An 18167-nucleotide genomic window follows, 5' to 3' on the forward strand; every position below is an offset into this window, starting at 1 on the left:
CGTCCTCGCCCAACTCCGGCCCCTACTGTCGTCGCGGCAAGGGGCCGGACCCATGTCCCGAACCGGCATATAAAAGAATCCCTCGATGCCCCTTAGCCCCGCCACCAAACGGCGCCTCGTCACCGTTGCCCTTGTCGGTCCGGCAAGCGCCTGGCTGTTCGTCTTCCTGGTGCTGCCCTTCATCGCCATCATCGTCTTTGCCTTTGGCGAGCGTGCGCCAGAAGGCGGCTATCAGGCAGCCTTTACCTTCGCGCAATTCGCCAATCTCGGCTCGCGCTCGGCAGCCTTCATCAATACGCTGATTCTTGCGCCGATCGGCGCGGCCGCCTGCCTGCTGGTCGCCTATCCGGTCGCCTATTATCTGGCGGTGAAGGCGAGCCCGCAGCGCCGGCTGCTGCTCGTCTCGCTGGTCGTCGTTCCCTTCTGGACGAGCCTTCTCGTGCGCACCTATGCCTGGATGTATCTGCTCGGCGCGCGCGGTATTCCACATCTGCTCGAATATGTCGGGATCGAGAATATCAGGCTCATCAACACGCCCGGCGCTGTGCTGCTCGGCATCGTCTATGGCTACCTGCCGCTGATGATCATGCCGATCTATGTCAGTCTTGAAAAGCTTGATCGCCGGCTGCTGGAGGCGTCTGCCGATCTCGGCGCCAAGCCCATCTCGACCTTCTTAGGCATTACGCTGCCTCTTTCGTTGCCGGGTGTCATGACCGGCGTGGCGCTGGTGACGATCCTGTTGCTCGGCGAATATCTGATCCCGCAGCTGCTCGGCGGCGGCAAGGTGTTCTTCATCGGCAATGCGCTCGTCGATCTCTTCCTGCAGTCGCGCAACTGGCCATTCGGATCGGCGATCGCCGTGACGCTCGTTGCCGTCGTCGTCATCGTGCTCTTGGTTGCCATGCGGATTGCCTGGCGCGTGGCCGGCACCCGCCAGGTGGATCTCGTCTGATGCGCGCACTCGTCACTTTCGTCTATCTCTTCCTTTATACGCCGATCGCGCTCGTCGTGCTGTTTTCCTTCAATGCCGGCCGCAATGCGAGCGAGTTCACCGGCTTCTCGACGCAATGGTATGGACGGGCGCTGTCCAACACCTTCCTCATGGAAGCGCTGCAGAACAGCCTCTTCATCGCCTTTACCAGCGCGGCACTTGCCGCAATCTTCGGCACGATGGCAGCGATCGGTCTGGAGCGGCTCGGCCCCGGCATGCGCGCCATTTTCGATGGGCTCTTTGCCGCCGCGATCGTCGTTCCGGGCGTCGTCATCGGCATTGCGACGCTGGTGGCGCTGGTCGAGGTCTTCGGCATCATCAATCCGCTGATCGCAGCCGTCTGGCCGGGCGACCAGCAGCCGAAGTTCGCGCTCGGCTATGGCTCGATCATCGCGGCACACGGCCTCTTCACCATGGCGCTGGTGACGATGATCGTGAAAGCGCGCATTGCAAGTCTCGGACGCGATATCGTCGAGGCCTCCAGCGATCTCTATGCCACGCCGCTGACGACGTTCCGGCAAATCGTCCTGCCGCAGATCATGCCGTCGATCCTCGCCGGCTTCCTGCTCGCCTTCACCTTTTCCTTCGACGATTTCATCATCGCCTTCTTCGTCGCGGGATCGAATACGACCTTGCCCATCTATGTCTTCGCCTCGATCCGCCGCGGCGTCACGCCGGAGATCAACGCGATCGCGACCATGGTGCTGATCGCATCGCTCGTCCTCATTCTCCTCGCGCGCTTTCTGATGCGCGAAAAGACAACGACAAACTGACCAGGGAAATATCATGATACTCAAGGATCGGGTCGCAATCGTCACCGGAGCCGGCTCCGGTATCGGCCGCGCCGGTGCGCTGATCATGGCGCGCGAGGGTGCGCATGTGATCGTCGCCGATATCGATTTGGCGAATGCCGAGGAGACCGTGAGCCTGATCGCCGAGGCAGGCGGCAGCGCCGAGAGCATGGTCGTCGACGTCATGGACGATCAGGCCCTTGGGGCCGGCATCGCAAGGATCGCGACGCAGCGTGGCCGCATCGATATCCTGCACAATCATGCAGGCGCTCAGGTTGCGGGAAACCTGGAAGAGGTTGCCGTTTCCGGATTCGATACGTCCTGGAACCTGAACGTGCGCGCACATTTCATGGCCTCGCGCTTCGTCATGCCGATCATGAAGAAGGCCGGCAAAGGCGTCATTCTTAACACCTCGTCCTCGTCGGGCGTGCTCTATGACCGCGAGATGATCGCCTATACCACCTCCAAACATGCCGTCATCGCCATGACCCGGCAGATAGCGGGTGACTATGCCCGCTTCGGCATCCGCGTCAACGCGCTCTGCCCCGGCTGGGTCGACACGCCGTTCAACGCTCCGTTCATCACACAGATGGGCGGACGCAGCGCCATCGAAGGCTATATCGCCGAAAAGGTGCCGCTCGGGCGATGGGCCGACGTTGCGGAAATTGCCGAACCCATCCTCTTCCTCGTTTCCGATCGCTCCTCCTACATGACCGGACAGATACTCGTCGTCGATGGCGGCGAAACGGTCGTTTAAGCCGCGGAAACGTTCGAATAGACGGCCGTGAAGTGCTATCAGGGAGGTCTTCCCTGCTCTTTCAGCCGTTCGTTCATGCCGCCGATTGCCAGCAAAAACATCACCGCTGACTAAGATTGCAGCGCCGCTATTTGCATTTACGAGCAGCCCATCGGCTCGTGATGGCCATGTCTGTGCTCAGATCTCCTTGCAATCAACACTGTTGGATTTGGCTCCCGTCCCCCATGGACCCCACCTGTGACAGAACCGCACAGGACGACCTCAAAGCCAAAAGATATATTGTGGATATATGTTTTAAGACATACATCGATGCCGTCACCAACAAAATCATGGAGATCCGAAATGGCTAGAGAACTGAGCGCGGCAACCAAGGCAATCGTGCGGGCCACCGTACCCGCGCTTGCGGCCCACGGCACAGAGATCACCGCCGCCATGTACCTACTGCTTTTCAAGGACGAGGAGGTCCGCAACCTCTTCAACCAGTCCCACCAGGGCGAAGGCGGCGGGCAGGCGAAGGCGTTGGCGCAGGCGATCCTCGCCTATGCGCAAAATATCGACAACCTCGCCGTCCTCGGGCCTGCGGTCGAGCGGATCGCACAAAAGCATGTCGGCCTTCAGATCCAGGAGCATCATTATCCGCACGTCGCCAATGCCCTGCTCGCAGCCATCAAGCAGGTGCTGGGCGATGCCGCAACCGACGAAGTGCTTGCGGCTTGGGGCGAGGCCTACTGGTTCCTGGCGGATATCCTGATCGGCAGGGAAAAGCAGGTCTATGATGAGCTAAGCGCTGCGGAGGGCGGATGGAGCGGCTGGCGCCGCTTCCGCATTGCCGAAAAGCGCCGCGAGAGCGACGTCATCACCTCTTTCGTTCTGAAGCCGGAAGACGGCAGGTCGGTCGCGGATCATCTCCCCGGCCAGTATCTGACCTTCAGGATCGTCGTGCCCGGAAAGGGTGAATTCCGCCGCAATTACAGCATCTCCTCCGCTCCGAACGGTGAGACCTACAGAATTTCGGTCAAGCGCGAGCCCTCGGGTGTGATTTCGAATTATCTGCACGACAAGCTGGTCGTCGGCGATGTGCTCGAGGTTGCGCCGCCGGCAGGCGATTTCTTCCTCAAGGAGAATACCGCGCGGCCGGTCATATTGTTGAGCGGTGGCGTTGGCCTGACGCCGATGGTCAGCATGCTGGAAACCATCGCGGCAAAAGAGAACAATGCGAACGTCTACTACGTTCACGGTGCCGAGGACGGCAAGGTTCATGCGATGGGTGAACATGTTCGCAAGCTCATCTTCGGTCGCGATGGGATGAGGTCGACGATCTTCTATCGCGCGCCGCACTCCGACGACCGGAAAGGCGTTCATTACGATCAGGAAGGCTTTGTGACCCTTGAGTGGCTCGCCGAGAACACACCGCTGAAGGAGGCCGACATCTATCTGTGTGGGCCAAAGCCGTTCCTCGCGACCTTCGTCAATGGACTGGATAGAGCCGGCATCCCGAAAGACAGGATCCACTACGAGTTCTTCGGTCCAGCCGACGATCTGGCGGCATAAGACGAGCATCAGGCGGCCGAGTTCGCTCCGCCGCCTGATTGCTATTATGCTGCGATGGAATCGGGAGAGAATTCATGCGGCTGACAGTTTACTCCGACTATGCGTTACGGCTGATGATGTATCTCGGCCTCCGCAAGGGCGGCAGCTTGTCGACGATCGACGACGTGGCAGCCGCTTACGGCATCTCCAAAGCTCACCTGATGAAGATCACCAACGAACTCGGGAGGAAGGGCCTGATCGAGACCATACGGGGTCGTCAGGGAGGAATGCGCCTCGCCCGTGAAGCATCGGCGATCAGGGTCGGGGATATTGTCCGAGCCTGCGAGCCGGACTTCGCGCTGGTCCCCTGCATGGAAGCTGAAGGCGGCAACGCCTGCGTAGTGCTGCCGGCCTGCGTGCTCAAGCGGGCGCTTGCAACCGCAGCTGCAGCTTTTCTCGAAGTCCTGGACGGCTACACGCTGCAGGATCTGGTCGGGCCAACCGTGGCGCTGCGCCAGCTTCTCGGCATAGAGAACTCTGACGCGGTGCCGAAGACGGTAACAAGCTAACAGCGGTACTCGTCTATGTCTTCAACTGTCGACGGAGACGTTTATCCGATCCTGTTGGTGTTCGATGGAAATGGATTATGCCAGGCGTCGATCCGATCAAGTGCCTCGTACCACCGGGACAGATGAGGAAACTGACTGAAATCGAATCCCATGGCGCCGGCATAAGGAAGTGCGGCACCGATTGCGAAATCGGCCGCGGTTGCCGCAGTTCCAACGGTCCATGTCCGATCGGCGAGATGTTCGTCGATGATCCGGCAGCTCACCAGGAGGCTTGAACGCGCCTCTTCGATAATCCGCTCGTCCTCCTGCAGCCCCAGCAGCGGCTTGATCAATCTCTCGAACCATATTGTCGCGCCATGGCGGGTAAAATGGGCGGCGTCCCAGCTCATCCAGCGTGTAAGGTCGAACCGCCGCGCATCTCCAGGCCAAAAATCCGACCCTGCCCGATCCGACAGGAAGTACATGATCGCGTTGGCTTCCCATAGCCGCAAATCGCCGTCGGTTAGAACCGGAACCTTCCCGTTCGGGTTGAGCGCCAGAAAATCGGGCGTTCTCTGCTCGCCACGCGCCAGATCCACGCGAATGAACTCGACGTCCAGGCCGAGATAACGGGCTGCCGCGCAGGCCTTTCGCGGATTCAGAGTCTCACAATAATAGAGTTTCATCGGCTGCCCCATGTCACCGGTCCTTTTCGATCTGGCGCTCAAGCAGAAGTGCCAATCGCTCGAAGGTCTGCTGCCAGCCACCGGTATGGCCATCGCGCGACGCTTCGCTGCTGAACGGCCCCTGGTGAAACGTCATTTCCGTCGAACCGCCCAATGCGACCAAGTCGACGGTAACGATCGTCTCGGGGCTTATGCCGCCGTCGCTTTGCTCCCAATGATGGGTGAAGCGCAGGCGCGATGGCGGGTCGATCTCCAAATAGCGTCCGGCCACCCAATGGTTCTCGCCGTCGGGCGATATGAGGCAAGCGCGGTGAGCACCGCCAACGCGCAGCTCAAGCTTGTCCGGAACGCACCGGAAGCCTTTCGGCCCCATCCACTCCACCATGATTTCGGGATCGGTCCACGCCTTGAAAATCACTTCGGGCGTTGCGGCGAACACTCTCACCATCCGGATTTCGCTCGGGACGAGCGTATGTAATTGATCGGAATTCATTTTTCGTTTCCTCCTGTCTTCTCGATGTAGGCATCCAGGCGATCGAAGCTTTCTCGCCAGAAGTGGCGGTAGTCTTCGAGCCAGTCGGCAATCCCCTTCAATGCAATGGGGCACAGCTCGCGGGGACGTGACTGCGCCTGCCGCCTCGTGGCGATGAGCCCCGCTTCCTCTAAGACTTTCAAATGTTTGGAAATTGTGGGCTGCGCCAGATCGAATGGATCGGCAAGCTCGGCGACGGTGGCGGCGCCCCGGCTCAGCCTGGCGACGATCGCCCGCCGCGTCGGATCGGACAGCGCCGAGAAGATTGCATCAAGATTTTGCTCCATATATCACCTTTTAGCTATATAGCTATATAGCTATATAGCTATATAGCAATATAATTGAGCGGCCGTCAAGCACTGCGATGCGCCAAATGTGCACTTAGTTTCTCTCCACACGGCGTATCTTCGCCACCCTCCCGTTCGTATAGCAATTCGCTACGGGAGTGCTGCGGATCGAAGCTGAGCACTCTGTCCAGATCGGAGAACGCAGTCCGTCAAACCTCCGACTAAGAGGAAATCGCGCATCAATCGGCACACCATAAAAGCGCACTGAACAATTTGAACAGGACGATTGAGCAATATGCGTATTTTTCTGTCAAAATTTCTATAATTCTGAAATTTCAACTAACGCTATGCCTACCTACGCTGCCCTCATCAAACTTCCTGAGGGAGCTGAAACACGTGGTTGATTATGTAGGCGGCGGCAATGTCGCTAGATTGGTTCGATCAGTCGGCATGAAGGCACTCTTGCCTGGTCAGACAGCATCCGTGCTGCGACGGAGCGATGTCTGAGCAATGAGCAAGCTTTCCGTACAAGCGCCGAAGTCCGTCGTCATGATCCGGCCGCATCACTTCACGCCGAATCCGATGACCGCCAACGACAACTCGTTCCAGTCGAATGACGAGAAGCGGGCGGCTGCGGCCATAGCCAGTACCGCCTTCGACGAGGTGACGCGCATGGCCGAGGGGCTGGCCACGGCCGGCGTGACCGTGCATGTCTTCGAAGACAAGACAGCCGCAACGCCCGACTCCGTCTTTCCGAACAACTGGTTTTCCACGCACTCGGGCGGCCATGTCGCCATCTATCCGATGTATTCGGCGAGCCGCCAGTCCGAACGGCGCAGCGACGTTATCGAGATGCTGAAAACAGACTATCGGGTCCAGGATGTCATCGACTATTCGGGCCTCGAGAAGGATCACGTCTATCTCGAAGGCACCGGCGCCATGGTGCTCGACCATATCGGCCGCGTTGCCTATGCCGTCCGCTCCAACCGCACCAATGAGGTGGCACTGGAACGATTCTGCACGCATTTCAATTTCGAGCCGATGGTCTTCGACGCGGTCGATCGCAACGGCAAGGCGATCTATCACACGAACGTGCTGATGTGCATCGGAACCGACTTTGCCCTTCTCGGATCACAGATGATCCCGGATGTCGCCCGCAGACGCGAAATCATCGCACGCCTGGAGGAGACCGGCCGCAAGGTCATCGACCTGTCGATCGAGCAGATCGAGAACTTTGCCGGCAACGCCATCGAGCTGGACGGCAAGGACGGCAGGCTGGTTGTACTCTCCGCCAGGGCTTACGCAGCGCTTGATGCGGCCCAGATCGAAGACATCGAACAGTCGGCAAAATTGCTGCCATTCGACGTCTCGACCATCGAGCTTGCCGGCGGATCGGTCCGCTGCATGCTCGCCGGCATTCACCTATCGCGGCGCGAGCCGGCAGCCACACAATTGCTTTACGCCGCCGGTTGAGCCGGCTAGAGAAGCCCGCACAAAAGTAAAGGTACCTGCAAATGTCGCAAGCAAGATCAGTCTATCACTTCAATTCCGTCATCGTCCGCGAGCCTTCGCGCTCCGTCGTCAACGGCCTTCGCGCCGACGACCGGGGCAACCCGACCTATGAAGGCGTCAAGGCCGAGCACGACGCCTATATCGCCGCTATGCGTGATGCCGGCGTCGAAGTGACGATCCTGCCAGCGCTCGAAGCATTCCCGGACTCGATCTTCGTTGAAGATCCCGCGCTTGTCTTTACCGAAGGTGCAATCCTGCTCCGTCCAGGCGCGGTCAGCCGCGTCGGTGAAACGGCCGAAATTACCCCGACATTGCGCGGCATGTTCGAAACCGTGCTTGACCTGCCGACCCCGGGCTTTGCCGACGGCGGCGACGTGCTGACGACGCCGAAGAGCGTCATGATCGGTCTTTCCGCACGCACCGACAAGGTCGGCGCTGAAGCCCTTTCCGCCTGCATCGCCAAGCTCGGCCGCAAGGCAGAGATCGTCGCGACCCCGGAAGGCGTTCTGCACTTCAAGACCGATTGCTCGCTTCTCGACGACGAAAACGTGCTGTCGACCGCCCGCCTCGCCCGCTCCGGCGTTTTCAAGGATTTCAAGCAGATCATCATTCCGGAAGGCGAAGAGCCTGCTGCGAATGCCCTGCGCGTCAACGACGTCGTCATGGTCGGTTCCGACTTCCCGCGCACGATCGAGATGCTCGACAAGCTCGGCTACAAGGTCGTGCCGATGAAGACGACCGAGATCGGAAAGATCGATGCCGGCCTGTCCTGCATGTCGCTGCGCTGGTATCGCAACGGCCGATAAGCAAACTCAAGAACAAACGGGAGAACAGAATGCACAGCTTCAAATCGAAAATCATCGTCGGTGTCGCACTGATACTGTCCGCTGGCCTTGCTCATGCCGAGGACACCATCCGTCTCGGCATGACGCCCGAGCCCTACATGCCGTTTACGCAGGTCAGTTCCGCCGGCGAATGGGAAGGTCTCGAGGCCGATCTTTCCCGCGCCGTGTGCACGAAAATGCAGATCAAGTGCGATATGAAGCAGATGGCCTGGGACGGCCTGATCCCGTCGCTGAACGAAAAGAAGGTCGACTTCATCATCGGCGCCTTCTCGATTACCGATGACCGCCGCAAGGTCGTCGATTTCAGCACGCCCTACTACACCGAGGGAACGTCCTTCGTCGGCGCCAAGTCCGACAGCACGAAGATCACCACGATCGATGCGCCCGACGGCGCAGGCAAGATTCTGGACCCGTCGATCGTATCAGGCAAGATCATTGGCGTGCAGACCTCCAGCGTCCAGGCCGCCTACGTCGCTAAGTACCTGAAGGGCGCGGAAGCCAAGAGCTACGACACGGCCGACAACTCCGTCGCCGATCTCGTTGCTGGCCGCGTCGACTATGTTCTTATCCCGGATCTCTACATCCAGACGTTCCTGAAGTCGCCCGCAGGTGCCGACTACGAGGTGAAGCTCGAAGTCCCGAAGAACACCACACTTGGCGAAGGCGTAGCCTTTGCCATCCGCAAGGGCGATGTCGACACACTGGCCAAGGTCAACAAGGCCCTTGCAGAACTCGACAAGGACGGCACGACGCAGAAGCTCGTCGACAAGTGGATCTTCGACAAGAAGTAATTGCGTGACGCCGGGCGTGGCCTCGACCGCGCCCGGCAGCGCCCCCTCCTGCTCGCGTCGAGACATCGCTTCCATAGCCTCATCGCAGCTTTAAAGAGCAGGCGGCGCCTGGTTCCGCATATCGGCAACATGAGGCCGTTCGGCTGACCGCCACAGGCGAGGCCGCATAGAGCAGGTAGAACGCATGGACACATATTGGCACTTGCTCGGCTGGGGGCCGGAAGGCTGGGGCGCAAATTTTGCCTGGGGCTTGCTGATGACCCTCCAGGTATCGATCGTCTCCTACATAGTAGCCGTGATTTTCGGCTTCCTGGGAGCGGCCGGCAAGCTCTCGCACCACCGGTCGCTTCGCATCATCGCCGGAATCTATACGACGGTCGTACGCTCGCTGCCGGAACTGCTGGTCATTCTTCTGCTCTATTTTTCCGTCGCGAGCGGCGCCGAGCGCTTCCTGAAATATGCCGGCCTCGTCGACGCTGGGTTTCAGTTCAGCCCCTTCTGGGCGGCCATCATCGCGCTCGCCTTCGTCTCCGGCGCCTTCATGACCGAGGTTCTCCGCTCCGCCTATCTTGCGGTGCCCCCCGGCCAGATCGAGGCGGCCGTGTCGATCGGTATGCGGCAGCGCAAGATCCTGACCCGCGTCGTCCTTCCGCAAATGATGCGCCATGCGGTTCCCGGAATGGGCAATCTCTGGCTGTCCATCACCAAGGAAAGCGCCATCATCTCGGTGCTCGGCTCGTTTAGCGAGTTGCTCTATACCGGCTACCGCGCGGCCGCCAGCACCAAGCAATACATTCTCTTCTATGGCCTGACGGCCGTGCTCTTCCTGCTTATCACGCTGGTTTCCGTTTTCGTCATCAGCCGCATCGAAAAGCACCTGAACCGGGGGCACCGCTGATGGAAACGATCGCCAGCGTCTTTTCCTTCCTGCCCGCCCTCATCAAGGCAATGCCGCTGACGCTGCTGCTGACGGTCACGGCAGGCATCTTCGGCCTCGTCATCGGCACGCTGACCGCGCTTGCCCGCCTGTCGAAGCACAGGGTGCTGGCCTGGCCCGCCTTCGCCTTCACCTTCACCTTCCGCGGCACCCCTTTGCTGGTGCAGATCTATCTCATCTATTACGGCCTCGGTCAGGTTCTGCCCGGCACCTGGGTTCGTCACAGCTTCCTCTGGCCCTATCTGCGTGACGGCCTTTGGTACGCGATCGCCGCACTCAGCCTGAATCAGGCATCCTATAATGCCGAAGTCATCCGCGGCGCGATCCAGGCGATCCCCCGCGGCCAGATCGAGGCGGCTCTTTCTGTGGGCATGAGGCCTTGGACGATCCTTCGTCGCGTCACCCTGCCGCAAGCATTCCGCCATTGCATGCCGGTTCTGACGAGCGATCTCATCATCCTTTTGAAGACGACGTCGCTCGCCTCGACGATCACCATTCTTGAGGTGATGGGAACCGCGCGGATGCTGCAGCGCCAGTCGCTGCTGATCTTCGAACCGCTGATTGCCGCCGGCATCATCTATTTCGCCGTGGTCTTCATCCTGACCCGGATCATGAACGTCGTCGAGCTCCGCATGACGCGCTATCGCGCCGCTCGCAAGTGAGCTTGAAAGCCTCGGGAGGAATTGAAATGGTCGAGACTGCACTCTCGGTGAAGGACATCCACAAGAGCTTCGGCAATGTCGAGGTGTTGAAGGGCATCTCCTTCGAAGCCCGCAAGGGCGATGTGATCTCGCTGATCGGCAGCAGCGGCTCGGGCAAGAGCACCCTGCTTCGCTGCATCAACTATCTCGAAACGCCGGACAGGGGCGAAATCTCGGTGGCGGGTGAAGCCATCCGCACGGCTCCGGGGCGGGGCGGCAAGATGCATGCGGCCGACCCCCGCCAGCTGGAGCACATTCGCACCCGGCTCGGCATGGTCTTCCAAAGCTTCAATCTCTGGTCCCACCGGACGATCCTCGAAAACATCATCGAGGGGCCGATCCATGTTCTCGGCACGTCGCGCAAGGACGCAATCGCCGAAGCCGAGATCTTGATGGAAAAGGTCGGCATTACGCCGAAGCGTGACCAATATCCGGCGCAGCTCTCCGGCGGGCAGCAGCAGCGCGCGGCAATCGCCCGTGCACTCGCCATGAAGCCGGAAGTGATGCTGTTCGACGAGCCTACCTCCGCGCTCGATCCCGAACTCGTCAATGAAGTGCTGCAGGTCATTAAGAAGCTCGCCGAAGAGGGCCGGACCATGGTCATGGTCACCCATGAGATGGCTTTGGCCCGCGACATATCGAGCGAGGTCATCTTCCTTCACAAGGGACTGGTCGAAGAGCGCGGTGCTCCTGACAACGTCATGAGGAACCCGCAATCCGAACGGCTTCGTCAATTTCTCCGGATGGGATGAGGACTGAAATGAGCGACATCAATTTCCAGAATTTCCTGCCGGAGCTTGTCGAGATCCGGCACCGGCTGCACCAGATGCCGGAGATCGGGCTTTCCGAGTTCAAGACTTCGGATTTCATTGCTGCTCAACTCGAAAAATGGGGTTTTGAGATCACGCGCGGCCTCGGCAAGACCGGCATCGTCGCCACCCTTCGCGCCGGCAGCAGCAATCGCGCCATCGGCTTTCGCGCCGATTTCGACGCGCTGCCGATGCAGGAGGAAACCAACCTGCCCTATGCCAGTCAGCATCCCGGCGCCATGCATGCCTGCGGCCATGACGGCCACACGAGCATGCTTCTCGGTGCGGCCTGGGCGCTGTCGCGGGACAAGAGCTTCTCCGGCACAGTGCATTTCATCTTCCAGCCGGCCGAAGAGAATTTCGGCGGCGGCAAGCTGATGATCGAGGATGGTTTGCTCGAGCGCTTCCCATGTGACCAGGTGTTCGCCCTGCATAACTGGCCGGGCATTCCAACCGGCACCTTCACGACCCGCGCCGGACCGATCGCAGCCTCGATCGACGTGGTGACGGTGACCGTCAAGGGCAAGGGCGGCCATGGTGCGCAGCCGGAACTGACCATTGATCCGGTGGTCGTCGGCTCCAGCATCGTCATGGCGCTCCAGACGCTGGTGTCGCGAAACATCTCGCCTCACCAGCCTGCGGTCGTCACCGTCGGCGCCTTCCTGGCCGGTTCGGCCTCCAACATCATTCCTGACACTGCCGTGCTCGAGATCAGCATGCGGGCGATGAACCCGAAGGTGCGCGAGGAGATCCGCGAGCGCGTGGAACAGATCGCAACATTTCAGGCCAAGAGCTATGGTGCCGATATCTCTTTCGACTGGCATGTCGGCTATCCCGCGACCATCAACGACAGGCGGGCCGTGGAAGCGGCAAAATCCATGATCGTACAGCGCTTCGGCGAGGACGCATTCGTCGATCTTGACCTTCCATTGATGGGAAGCGAGGATTTCTCCTTCCTGCTCGAAAAGGTTCCAGGCGCCTATGTGCTGATCGGCAACGGCGACAGCGCCGGCCTGCACACCACGACCTACGATTTCAACGACGACATCCTCGAGCGCGGTACGATGTACTTCTACTATCTGGCCAAGGATCGACTGGCATAGATCTCCAGACAAAGCGACACTGATGGACTTGGGGGCATGGCAAACTGTGCCCCTGCCCCCAGAGAGTTACCGATCCCGTTTCACCTGCGAGATCACGGATTGCGCGACAGCTTAGCCAATAGATCGGCCAGTTGATCGGCCTCAGCGATGTCCAGCTTATCACCGAGATGACGCTGGATCGCCGGCGCATAGACATTCCACATGCGCTTCTGCATGGCTCGGCCGTCGTCGGTGAGGATGACCCAGCGACCGCGGCCGTCTTCTGAGAACACCTCCCTCTGAACGAGCCCAGCTTTTTCCATCCGGTCGAGAAGGCGAGACAGATTATGCTGCGCCAGCAGCGTACGTTGCTCGATCTCGTAAGGCCGCAGCCTACCGCCCTCGGCCCGCGACAACTCCAGAAGCACGTCGTACCACCCAAGCGGCGGGAGGGAGGCCGCCTTCAGATCCTGCTCGACCGCGTCCAGAACAATCTGCTGAGCGCGCATGAGGCGCACCCATGCACGGGTGACGGACGGATGAAGTTGCGATGTATCTGAACATTCCGACATAGATGCAATTACATCTATATTGACCGAAAGCGCAAGACTCAATATAGATGCAGTTACATCTATATTGAGTGGAGCCTCCCTATGTCTCATGATCGCCTGACCGACTACGCCGTCACGCTGCTACGTGTCAGCCTCGGCGTAATGTATCTCGCCCATTCCATCGTGCTCAAACTTTTCACCTTCGGCCTTCCCGGTACGGCGAGCTATTTCGAATCCATTGGCCTGCCGGGATGGCTGGCATACCTCACCTTTTCGGCTGAAGCCGTCGGCGGCATGATGCTGGTTCTCGGCATCTATGCCCGTTGGGTCGCCATAGCCCTGCTTCCGGCGCTTCTCGGCGCGATCATCTGGGCGCATAGCGGCAATGGCTGGGTGTTCAACGCGCCGGGCGGCGGCTGGGAATATCCGCTCTATCTCGTCGTGCTGTCCGTAGCTCAATTCCTGCTTGGCGACGGTCGCTATGCGCTCCGCCCAACTCTTGCCCCACGCTGAAACCAACAAACGGAGAACTCGCCATGACCGAGGCAAAATTGATCCTCGTCAGTCACCATTTATGCCCCTACGTCCAGCGCGCGGCTATCGCCCTTGCTGAAAAGAACGTTCCTTTCGAGCGCCGTTATATCGATCTGTCGGCAAAGCCCGATTGGTTCCTTGCCATCTCGCCACTCGGCAAGGTGCCGCTGCTGATCGTCAGGCAGGTAGATGGAACGGAGGTGGTGTTATTCGAAAGCGCAGTGATCTGCGAGTATCTGGAGGAAACGCAAGCCGGCGCCCCGCTCCACCCCGCCGACCCATTAGAACGGGCGTTGCACCGGGGATGGATCGAGTTTGGCTCCTCCATCCTTTCAGACCTATGGGGCTTCGAGACCGCCAAGGATGCCGCCACCTATGAGATCAAGCGCCTGGCCCTTATCGACAAGTTTGGCCGGGTCGAGGCCGAATTAGGTGCCGGGCCATTTTTCGCCGGTGAAGCGTTCAGTCTGGTCGACGCGGTCTTTGCGCCGATCTTCCGTTATTTCGACGTGTTCGATACGCTCACGCCGACCGGGGTCTTCGATCGACTGCCGCGCGTCAAAACATGGCGAACGGCCTTGGCGAAGCGCGAGAGCGTCCGCGGAGCTGTTAGCGACGACTACGGCAACCGCCTGACGACCTTCCTCAGGCACCATGATGCATGGCTATTGAAGCTTGTGGCATGAGCCGGAATCCTCGGCACGGATGGCATCGGCTCGGCTTGCCGCGCGCATGTCTCATTATTTCCCGCACATCGCCTCGGCGGTGATCTTGGCGAGCGGTGAAATCACGATCTTGATGCTGTAGATCTTCTGCTAGAGTATTTCCGCTTTTCCTTGAATCGCGGAAACGCTCTATCTTCTTGTTTTCCGACGCATTCCGGACGGAAAACCGCTGCGCACTTTTCTGGAAATACTCCAGTTGGTGTCCGGACGCCGCAAAGTCGTGATGCTCGTTATGACATCACGCCGAGCCGGGGTTTTAGGGCATAGAGCTGCCTCCTGCTCCCTGTGGCCCTTTATGGATAAGTGTCATCCTGTATGCCAAGGCACACAAACTTCAAACAAATGTCACGCAACCGTAATTTTGAGCGTCTAGCTCTCCTGTAAAACCAAACAGATATGACGAAGGGCGGGTAATGACTTCCCTGTGGTCCCAAGGGTCGTGCTCAATGGTATTGGCGCATCGATTTTTCATCACCTTCCTATCAACGGCAGCCAGCGGGCATCGCGCATGACACGTCCAACCTCCTCTACTCTGACCATACGCCCATGGATGGAAACCGACTCCATAAGCGAAATGACCGCATTGCTGCATCGCGCATATAGTGGCTTGGCGAGAATGGGTCTGCGCTTCATGGCAACCCATCAGGGCGATGAGGTTACCGCGAAGCGCATTGCCGAAGGTCAGTGTTTCGTCGGCCTGTTAGACGGGCGAATCTGCGGTACGATCCTCTTCAAGAATGCAAGCCAGACCAAGGGCTGCGCCTGGTACGACCAGCCGGAGGTGTCGAGCATCGCTCAATTCGGCGTCGAGCCCGACCTGCAGGCCAAGGGGCTAGGCCGTCAGTTGATCGCCTTTGCAGAGCAAGCGGCGATTGCCAGCGGCGCAGGGGAATTGTCGCTCGATACGGCTGAGCCCGCCACGCATCTGGTCGATTGGTACACCCGGCTTGGCTATCGTTTCATTGGCCACGAACAATGGTCCCACACCAATTATCGCAGCGTCATGCTGAGCAAGGCGCTATCGCGAGGTCTGTAGGCGCAGCGCAGCGATGTTGGACTTTGTGCGATAATGTTGATCGCCTCAACTGCGTTACACAAACTTCAATTACGTGTCACGCGACTGTAATTTTGAACCTCTAAGTCTCTCTGCGAACCAAGGAGAGACCTTTGTCGAAACTTCCCGCAGCCGGTCGACATCAGAACATTGTCAGCCTCGTCAACGGCGGCCATGGCATGTCGATCGCCGCCATGGCCGAGGCATTCGGGGTTTCGACCGAGACGGTGCGCCGCGACCTGGTGGCGCTGGAGCGCAACGGAGCGTTGCGACGCGTCTACGGCGGCGCCATCCCATCGGATCGCAAGGCGCCGCTCGAAGACCGCGTGCTGATGGAGCGAGCCGGAAAGCAGGCTATCGGCCGCAAGGTCTCCTCCCTCATCGAAGCCGATCAGTGGATATTCATGACGGGCGGCTCCTCGGTGCTTGCCGTAGCGGAGGCGATGCGCGACGGCCCGACCGTTTCGGTGATGACCAATATGCCTGCCATCGGCGAAGCGCTGCAGGCGGGCCAGCGTCACCGTGTCCACTTCACCGGCGGCGAATATAATGCCTCAAGCAAGATGCTGATCGGCGACGAGGTTTTCGACGCCATCGCAACCTGCAGCTTCGATCTCTCCATAGTCGGCGTCTACGGACTGGACGAACGCTTCGGCCTCGTGGAGGAAACCCGCCACAACATGCGGCTCAAGCTGCAGATCGTCAGCCAGTCACGCGACGCCATCTATGTGGCCGACCATACAAAGATCGGGGCGCCCGGCCGCTATCAGTCCATCCCCTTCAAGGACATCAGCACCTTCGTCACCGACGAACAGCTCGCCCCCCGCTTTACCGCCCTTCTCACCGAGGCCGGCGCCAGCATCCTTTACCCGGATACAGCGGACGACGCCACATTCCACGTTTCCTCCGCAGCAGAGAACCCGGACCATGAGTGAAATCGCCCACGTTATCATTCTCGGCGTCGACGGCCTTCGGCCGGACCAGATCAACGCTGTGACCATGCCGAACCTTCACGCCCTGAAGCAAAGGGGCGTCGTCAGCAGCGATCATCGCACGGTGTTTCCGAGCGAAACGCGGGGCGCATTGTCGGCACTGGCCAATGGCGCCAAGCCCGAGAGCACGGGCATTTTGGGCAACGATTTCTATGCCCGCGACGGCGGCAACAGACTTGCGGGCACCGACACCATCCATGATTGGCGTCACGGTGAAGCCCAATATGCGGACGGCATGGTGCATACGGTCAACCTCAGCGAAACCCTTGCCAAAGCCGGCAGGTCCTTTGCCGTCGTTACCTCCAGCGGTCAGGGCTCGTTCACAGCACTCAATTGGAAGGGTGCGGAACTCGGACAGACCGGCTTCAACGTCCGCCATCCGCAGCTGGCCTTCCCGCACGATCTCGCCATCGACATCACGGCACGCCACAAAGTCCCAAGCACAGGCTTCGAGCGCGGCGCCGAGGCAAAGGCAGTCGACATCTTTGTCAATTCCGTCTGGCCGGCCAAGAAGCCGAGCGCCTCGATCATCTGGCTGACCGAAGTCGACAGCGCTTCCCATCTCCATGGTCTCGGCACTGAAGGGCAGATTGAAAGCCTGATCCAGTGTGATGCGGCCATTGGCACCCTTCTCGACTGGCGCGAGCATCAGCCCGAGCGCGATGCGATCGCTGTTTTCATCACCTCCGACCATGGCCACTCGACCTCGACCCGCTTCATCAACGTCGGCGATGCGTTCAAAGCCGCCGGCATCCGCGCCGCAACGCGCTTCGACGATGATGTCGACATCATCTTCCGTCGCGGCCGCGCGCCGGGCCTGTGGTTGCGCCGGTACGACAAGGGGCTCCTGCAGGCCGCCTTTGATGCCATCGTGGCACAGGATTGGTATGGCGCGACCTTCACCCGCGCCATCGAACCCGGTTCGCCCTATGGCAGGATCGAAGGTACGCTGGCGATGGAACTGACCGGGGCGGCTCATTTCCGCGCACCCGATCTCTATATCAACCTCGCCGGCGACAATGCGCCCAATGAATTCGGCGTGCCGGGCACCTCAACCTGCGATGTCGGCAATTACAAGATCGATGTCGGCGGCGGCACGCATGGCGGCTTGCATCTGGCCGAATTGACGGCCGTGCTGATTGCCGACGGTGCCGGCCTCAAGGCGGGCGGGCAGGTCATCACCACCCGCACCGGTATCACGGATTTGGCGCCGACGTGCCTGCACATGCTGGGCATTGCTGCGCCGGACACCATGACTGGGCGTGTCATGCACGAATTGCTGGAGAGCGGTGAGGCCACCGCCGCCCCGGTCTGCGAAGAGTTTACGGCCACGGCTCAGGGCAAGACTTCGCAGCTGCGCTTTGGCCGTGTGGGGAGCCAAAGCTATATCGATGAGGCCTGGGCTTCGCCGGCGGCGGCGGTCCCATCGGTCAGCCACGAGGCAATCGTGGTCAAGGCGCCAGCCGAGTAACGAGCGCCACATCTAGAGCTTTTCCCGCTGCGGGGCGATCT

Annotated in this window: 21 protein-coding genes; 17 read left to right on the forward strand and 4 right to left on the reverse strand. The window is 59.9% G+C overall.

Features of this window, described 5'->3' with window-relative positions; all coding sequences use genetic code 11:
- Positions 1-85 precede the first annotated feature (85 nt).
- The 5 genes from RHSP_RS08775 to RHSP_RS08795 all read left to right on the forward strand — a co-directional run bounded on the left by RHSP_RS08775 (position 86) and on the right by RHSP_RS08795 (position 4638).
- A complete protein-coding gene (locus tag RHSP_RS08775; protein WP_037150707.1) occupies positions 86-952 on the forward strand; it encodes an ABC transporter permease in 867 nt (288 codons plus the stop codon).
- Entirely contained in the window at positions 952-1764 is an 813-nt protein-coding gene (locus tag RHSP_RS08780; RefSeq protein ID WP_037150709.1) for an ABC transporter permease, read from the forward strand. Before RHSP_RS08775 ends, RHSP_RS08780 begins: the two co-directional genes overlap by 1 nt.
- A gap of 13 nt (positions 1765-1777) precedes the next feature.
- The gene (locus RHSP_RS08785; RefSeq protein ID WP_037150712.1) at positions 1778-2539 is read left to right on the forward strand and encodes an SDR family NAD(P)-dependent oxidoreductase; all 762 of its coding nucleotides are present in this window, start codon (positions 1778-1780) and stop codon (positions 2537-2539) included.
- A 342-nt stretch (positions 2540-2881) separates the two neighbouring features.
- Entirely contained in the window at positions 2882-4090 is a 1209-nt protein-coding gene (gene hmpA, locus RHSP_RS08790) for an NO-inducible flavohemoprotein (RefSeq protein WP_004115039.1), read from the forward strand.
- A 74-nt stretch (positions 4091-4164) separates the two neighbouring features.
- Positions 4165-4638: an RrF2 family transcriptional regulator gene (locus tag RHSP_RS08795; RefSeq protein ID WP_004115041.1), complete on the forward strand. Its 474-nt coding sequence runs from the start codon at positions 4165-4167 to the stop codon at positions 4636-4638.
- Between the two features lie 41 nt (positions 4639-4679).
- Here RHSP_RS08795 and RHSP_RS08800 read toward each other — a convergent pair whose 3' ends face one another.
- The 3 genes from RHSP_RS08800 to RHSP_RS08810 are packed head-to-tail and all read right to left on the reverse strand — an operon-like array spanning position 4680 to position 6122.
- Positions 4680-5303, reverse strand: a complete 624-nt coding sequence (locus tag RHSP_RS08800) for a glutathione S-transferase family protein (protein ID WP_037150872.1) — start codon at positions 5301-5303, stop codon at positions 4680-4682.
- 13 nt (positions 5304-5316) lie between these two features.
- Entirely contained in the window at positions 5317-5796 is a 480-nt protein-coding gene (locus tag RHSP_RS08805) for an SRPBCC family protein (protein ID WP_004115046.1), read from the reverse strand.
- Positions 5793-6122: an ArsR/SmtB family transcription factor gene (locus RHSP_RS08810; RefSeq protein ID WP_004115048.1), complete on the reverse strand. Its 330-nt coding sequence runs from the start codon at positions 6120-6122 to the stop codon at positions 5793-5795. The genes RHSP_RS08805 and RHSP_RS08810 overlap by 4 nt, the downstream gene beginning before the upstream one ends.
- Positions 6123-6632: 510 nt before the next feature.
- Between RHSP_RS08810 and ctlX the strand changes: the two genes are divergently transcribed.
- The 7 genes from ctlX (at position 6633) to RHSP_RS08845 (ending at position 12820) form a co-directional block, all read left to right on the forward strand.
- Complete coding sequence (gene ctlX / locus RHSP_RS08815) at positions 6633-7595, forward strand: citrulline utilization hydrolase CtlX (protein ID WP_004115050.1); 963 nt, start codon at positions 6633-6635, stop codon at positions 7593-7595.
- A 41-nt stretch (positions 7596-7636) separates the two neighbouring features.
- Positions 7637-8440, forward strand: a complete 804-nt coding sequence (locus tag RHSP_RS34600) for a dimethylarginine dimethylaminohydrolase family protein (protein WP_037150715.1) — start codon at positions 7637-7639, stop codon at positions 8438-8440.
- Between the two features lie 29 nt (positions 8441-8469).
- A complete protein-coding gene (locus RHSP_RS08825; RefSeq protein WP_037150717.1) occupies positions 8470-9270 on the forward strand; it encodes a transporter substrate-binding domain-containing protein in 801 nt (266 codons plus the stop codon).
- A gap of 184 nt (positions 9271-9454) precedes the next feature.
- Positions 9455-10168 carry an ABC transporter permease gene (locus RHSP_RS08830; RefSeq protein WP_004115054.1) on the forward strand — a complete coding sequence of 238 codons (714 nt, stop codon included), beginning with the start codon at positions 9455-9457 and terminating at the stop codon, positions 10166-10168.
- Entirely contained in the window at positions 10168-10869 is a 702-nt protein-coding gene (locus RHSP_RS08835; protein ID WP_004115055.1) for an ABC transporter permease, read from the forward strand. Before RHSP_RS08830 ends, RHSP_RS08835 begins: the two co-directional genes overlap by 1 nt.
- 26 nt (positions 10870-10895) lie before the next feature.
- Positions 10896-11660: an ABC transporter ATP-binding protein gene (locus tag RHSP_RS08840; RefSeq protein WP_004115058.1), complete on the forward strand. Its 765-nt coding sequence runs from the start codon at positions 10896-10898 to the stop codon at positions 11658-11660.
- 8 nt (positions 11661-11668) lie between these two features.
- Complete coding sequence (locus tag RHSP_RS08845) at positions 11669-12820, forward strand: M20 aminoacylase family protein (protein ID WP_037150720.1); 1152 nt, start codon at positions 11669-11671, stop codon at positions 12818-12820.
- 92 nt (positions 12821-12912) lie between these two features.
- Here the strand turns inward: RHSP_RS08845 and RHSP_RS08850 are convergent, their stop codons facing one another.
- Positions 12913-13371 carry a MarR family winged helix-turn-helix transcriptional regulator gene (locus tag RHSP_RS08850; protein ID WP_037150723.1) on the reverse strand — a complete coding sequence of 153 codons (459 nt, stop codon included), beginning with the start codon at positions 13369-13371 and terminating at the stop codon, positions 12913-12915.
- A gap of 81 nt (positions 13372-13452) precedes the next feature.
- On the opposite strand from RHSP_RS08850, the gene RHSP_RS08855 reads away from it, so the two are divergent.
- The 5 genes from RHSP_RS08855 to RHSP_RS08875 all read left to right on the forward strand — a co-directional run bounded on the left by RHSP_RS08855 (position 13453) and on the right by RHSP_RS08875 (position 18126).
- The gene (locus tag RHSP_RS08855) at positions 13453-13863 is read left to right on the forward strand and encodes a DoxX family protein (RefSeq protein ID WP_004115066.1); all 411 of its coding nucleotides are present in this window, start codon (positions 13453-13455) and stop codon (positions 13861-13863) included.
- 23 nt (positions 13864-13886) lie between these two features.
- Entirely contained in the window at positions 13887-14570 is a 684-nt protein-coding gene (locus RHSP_RS08860; RefSeq protein ID WP_004115067.1) for a glutathione S-transferase family protein, read from the forward strand.
- Positions 14571-15117: 547 nt separating this feature from the next.
- Positions 15118-15645: a GNAT family N-acetyltransferase gene (locus RHSP_RS08865; protein ID WP_004115070.1), complete on the forward strand. Its 528-nt coding sequence runs from the start codon at positions 15118-15120 to the stop codon at positions 15643-15645.
- Positions 15646-15776: 131 nt separating this feature from the next.
- Positions 15777-16598: a DeoR/GlpR family DNA-binding transcription regulator gene (locus tag RHSP_RS08870; RefSeq protein ID WP_004115073.1), complete on the forward strand. Its 822-nt coding sequence runs from the start codon at positions 15777-15779 to the stop codon at positions 16596-16598.
- Positions 16591-18126 carry an alkaline phosphatase family protein gene (locus RHSP_RS08875; RefSeq protein WP_037150726.1) on the forward strand — a complete coding sequence of 512 codons (1536 nt, stop codon included), beginning with the start codon at positions 16591-16593 and terminating at the stop codon, positions 18124-18126. The genes RHSP_RS08870 and RHSP_RS08875 overlap by 8 nt, the downstream gene beginning before the upstream one ends.
- Positions 18127-18167 lie beyond the last annotated feature (41 nt).

Origin of the sequence: Rhizobium freirei PRF 81, assembly GCF_000359745.1 — a bacterium.
Taxonomy (GTDB): domain Bacteria; phylum Pseudomonadota; class Alphaproteobacteria; order Rhizobiales; family Rhizobiaceae; genus Rhizobium; species Rhizobium freirei.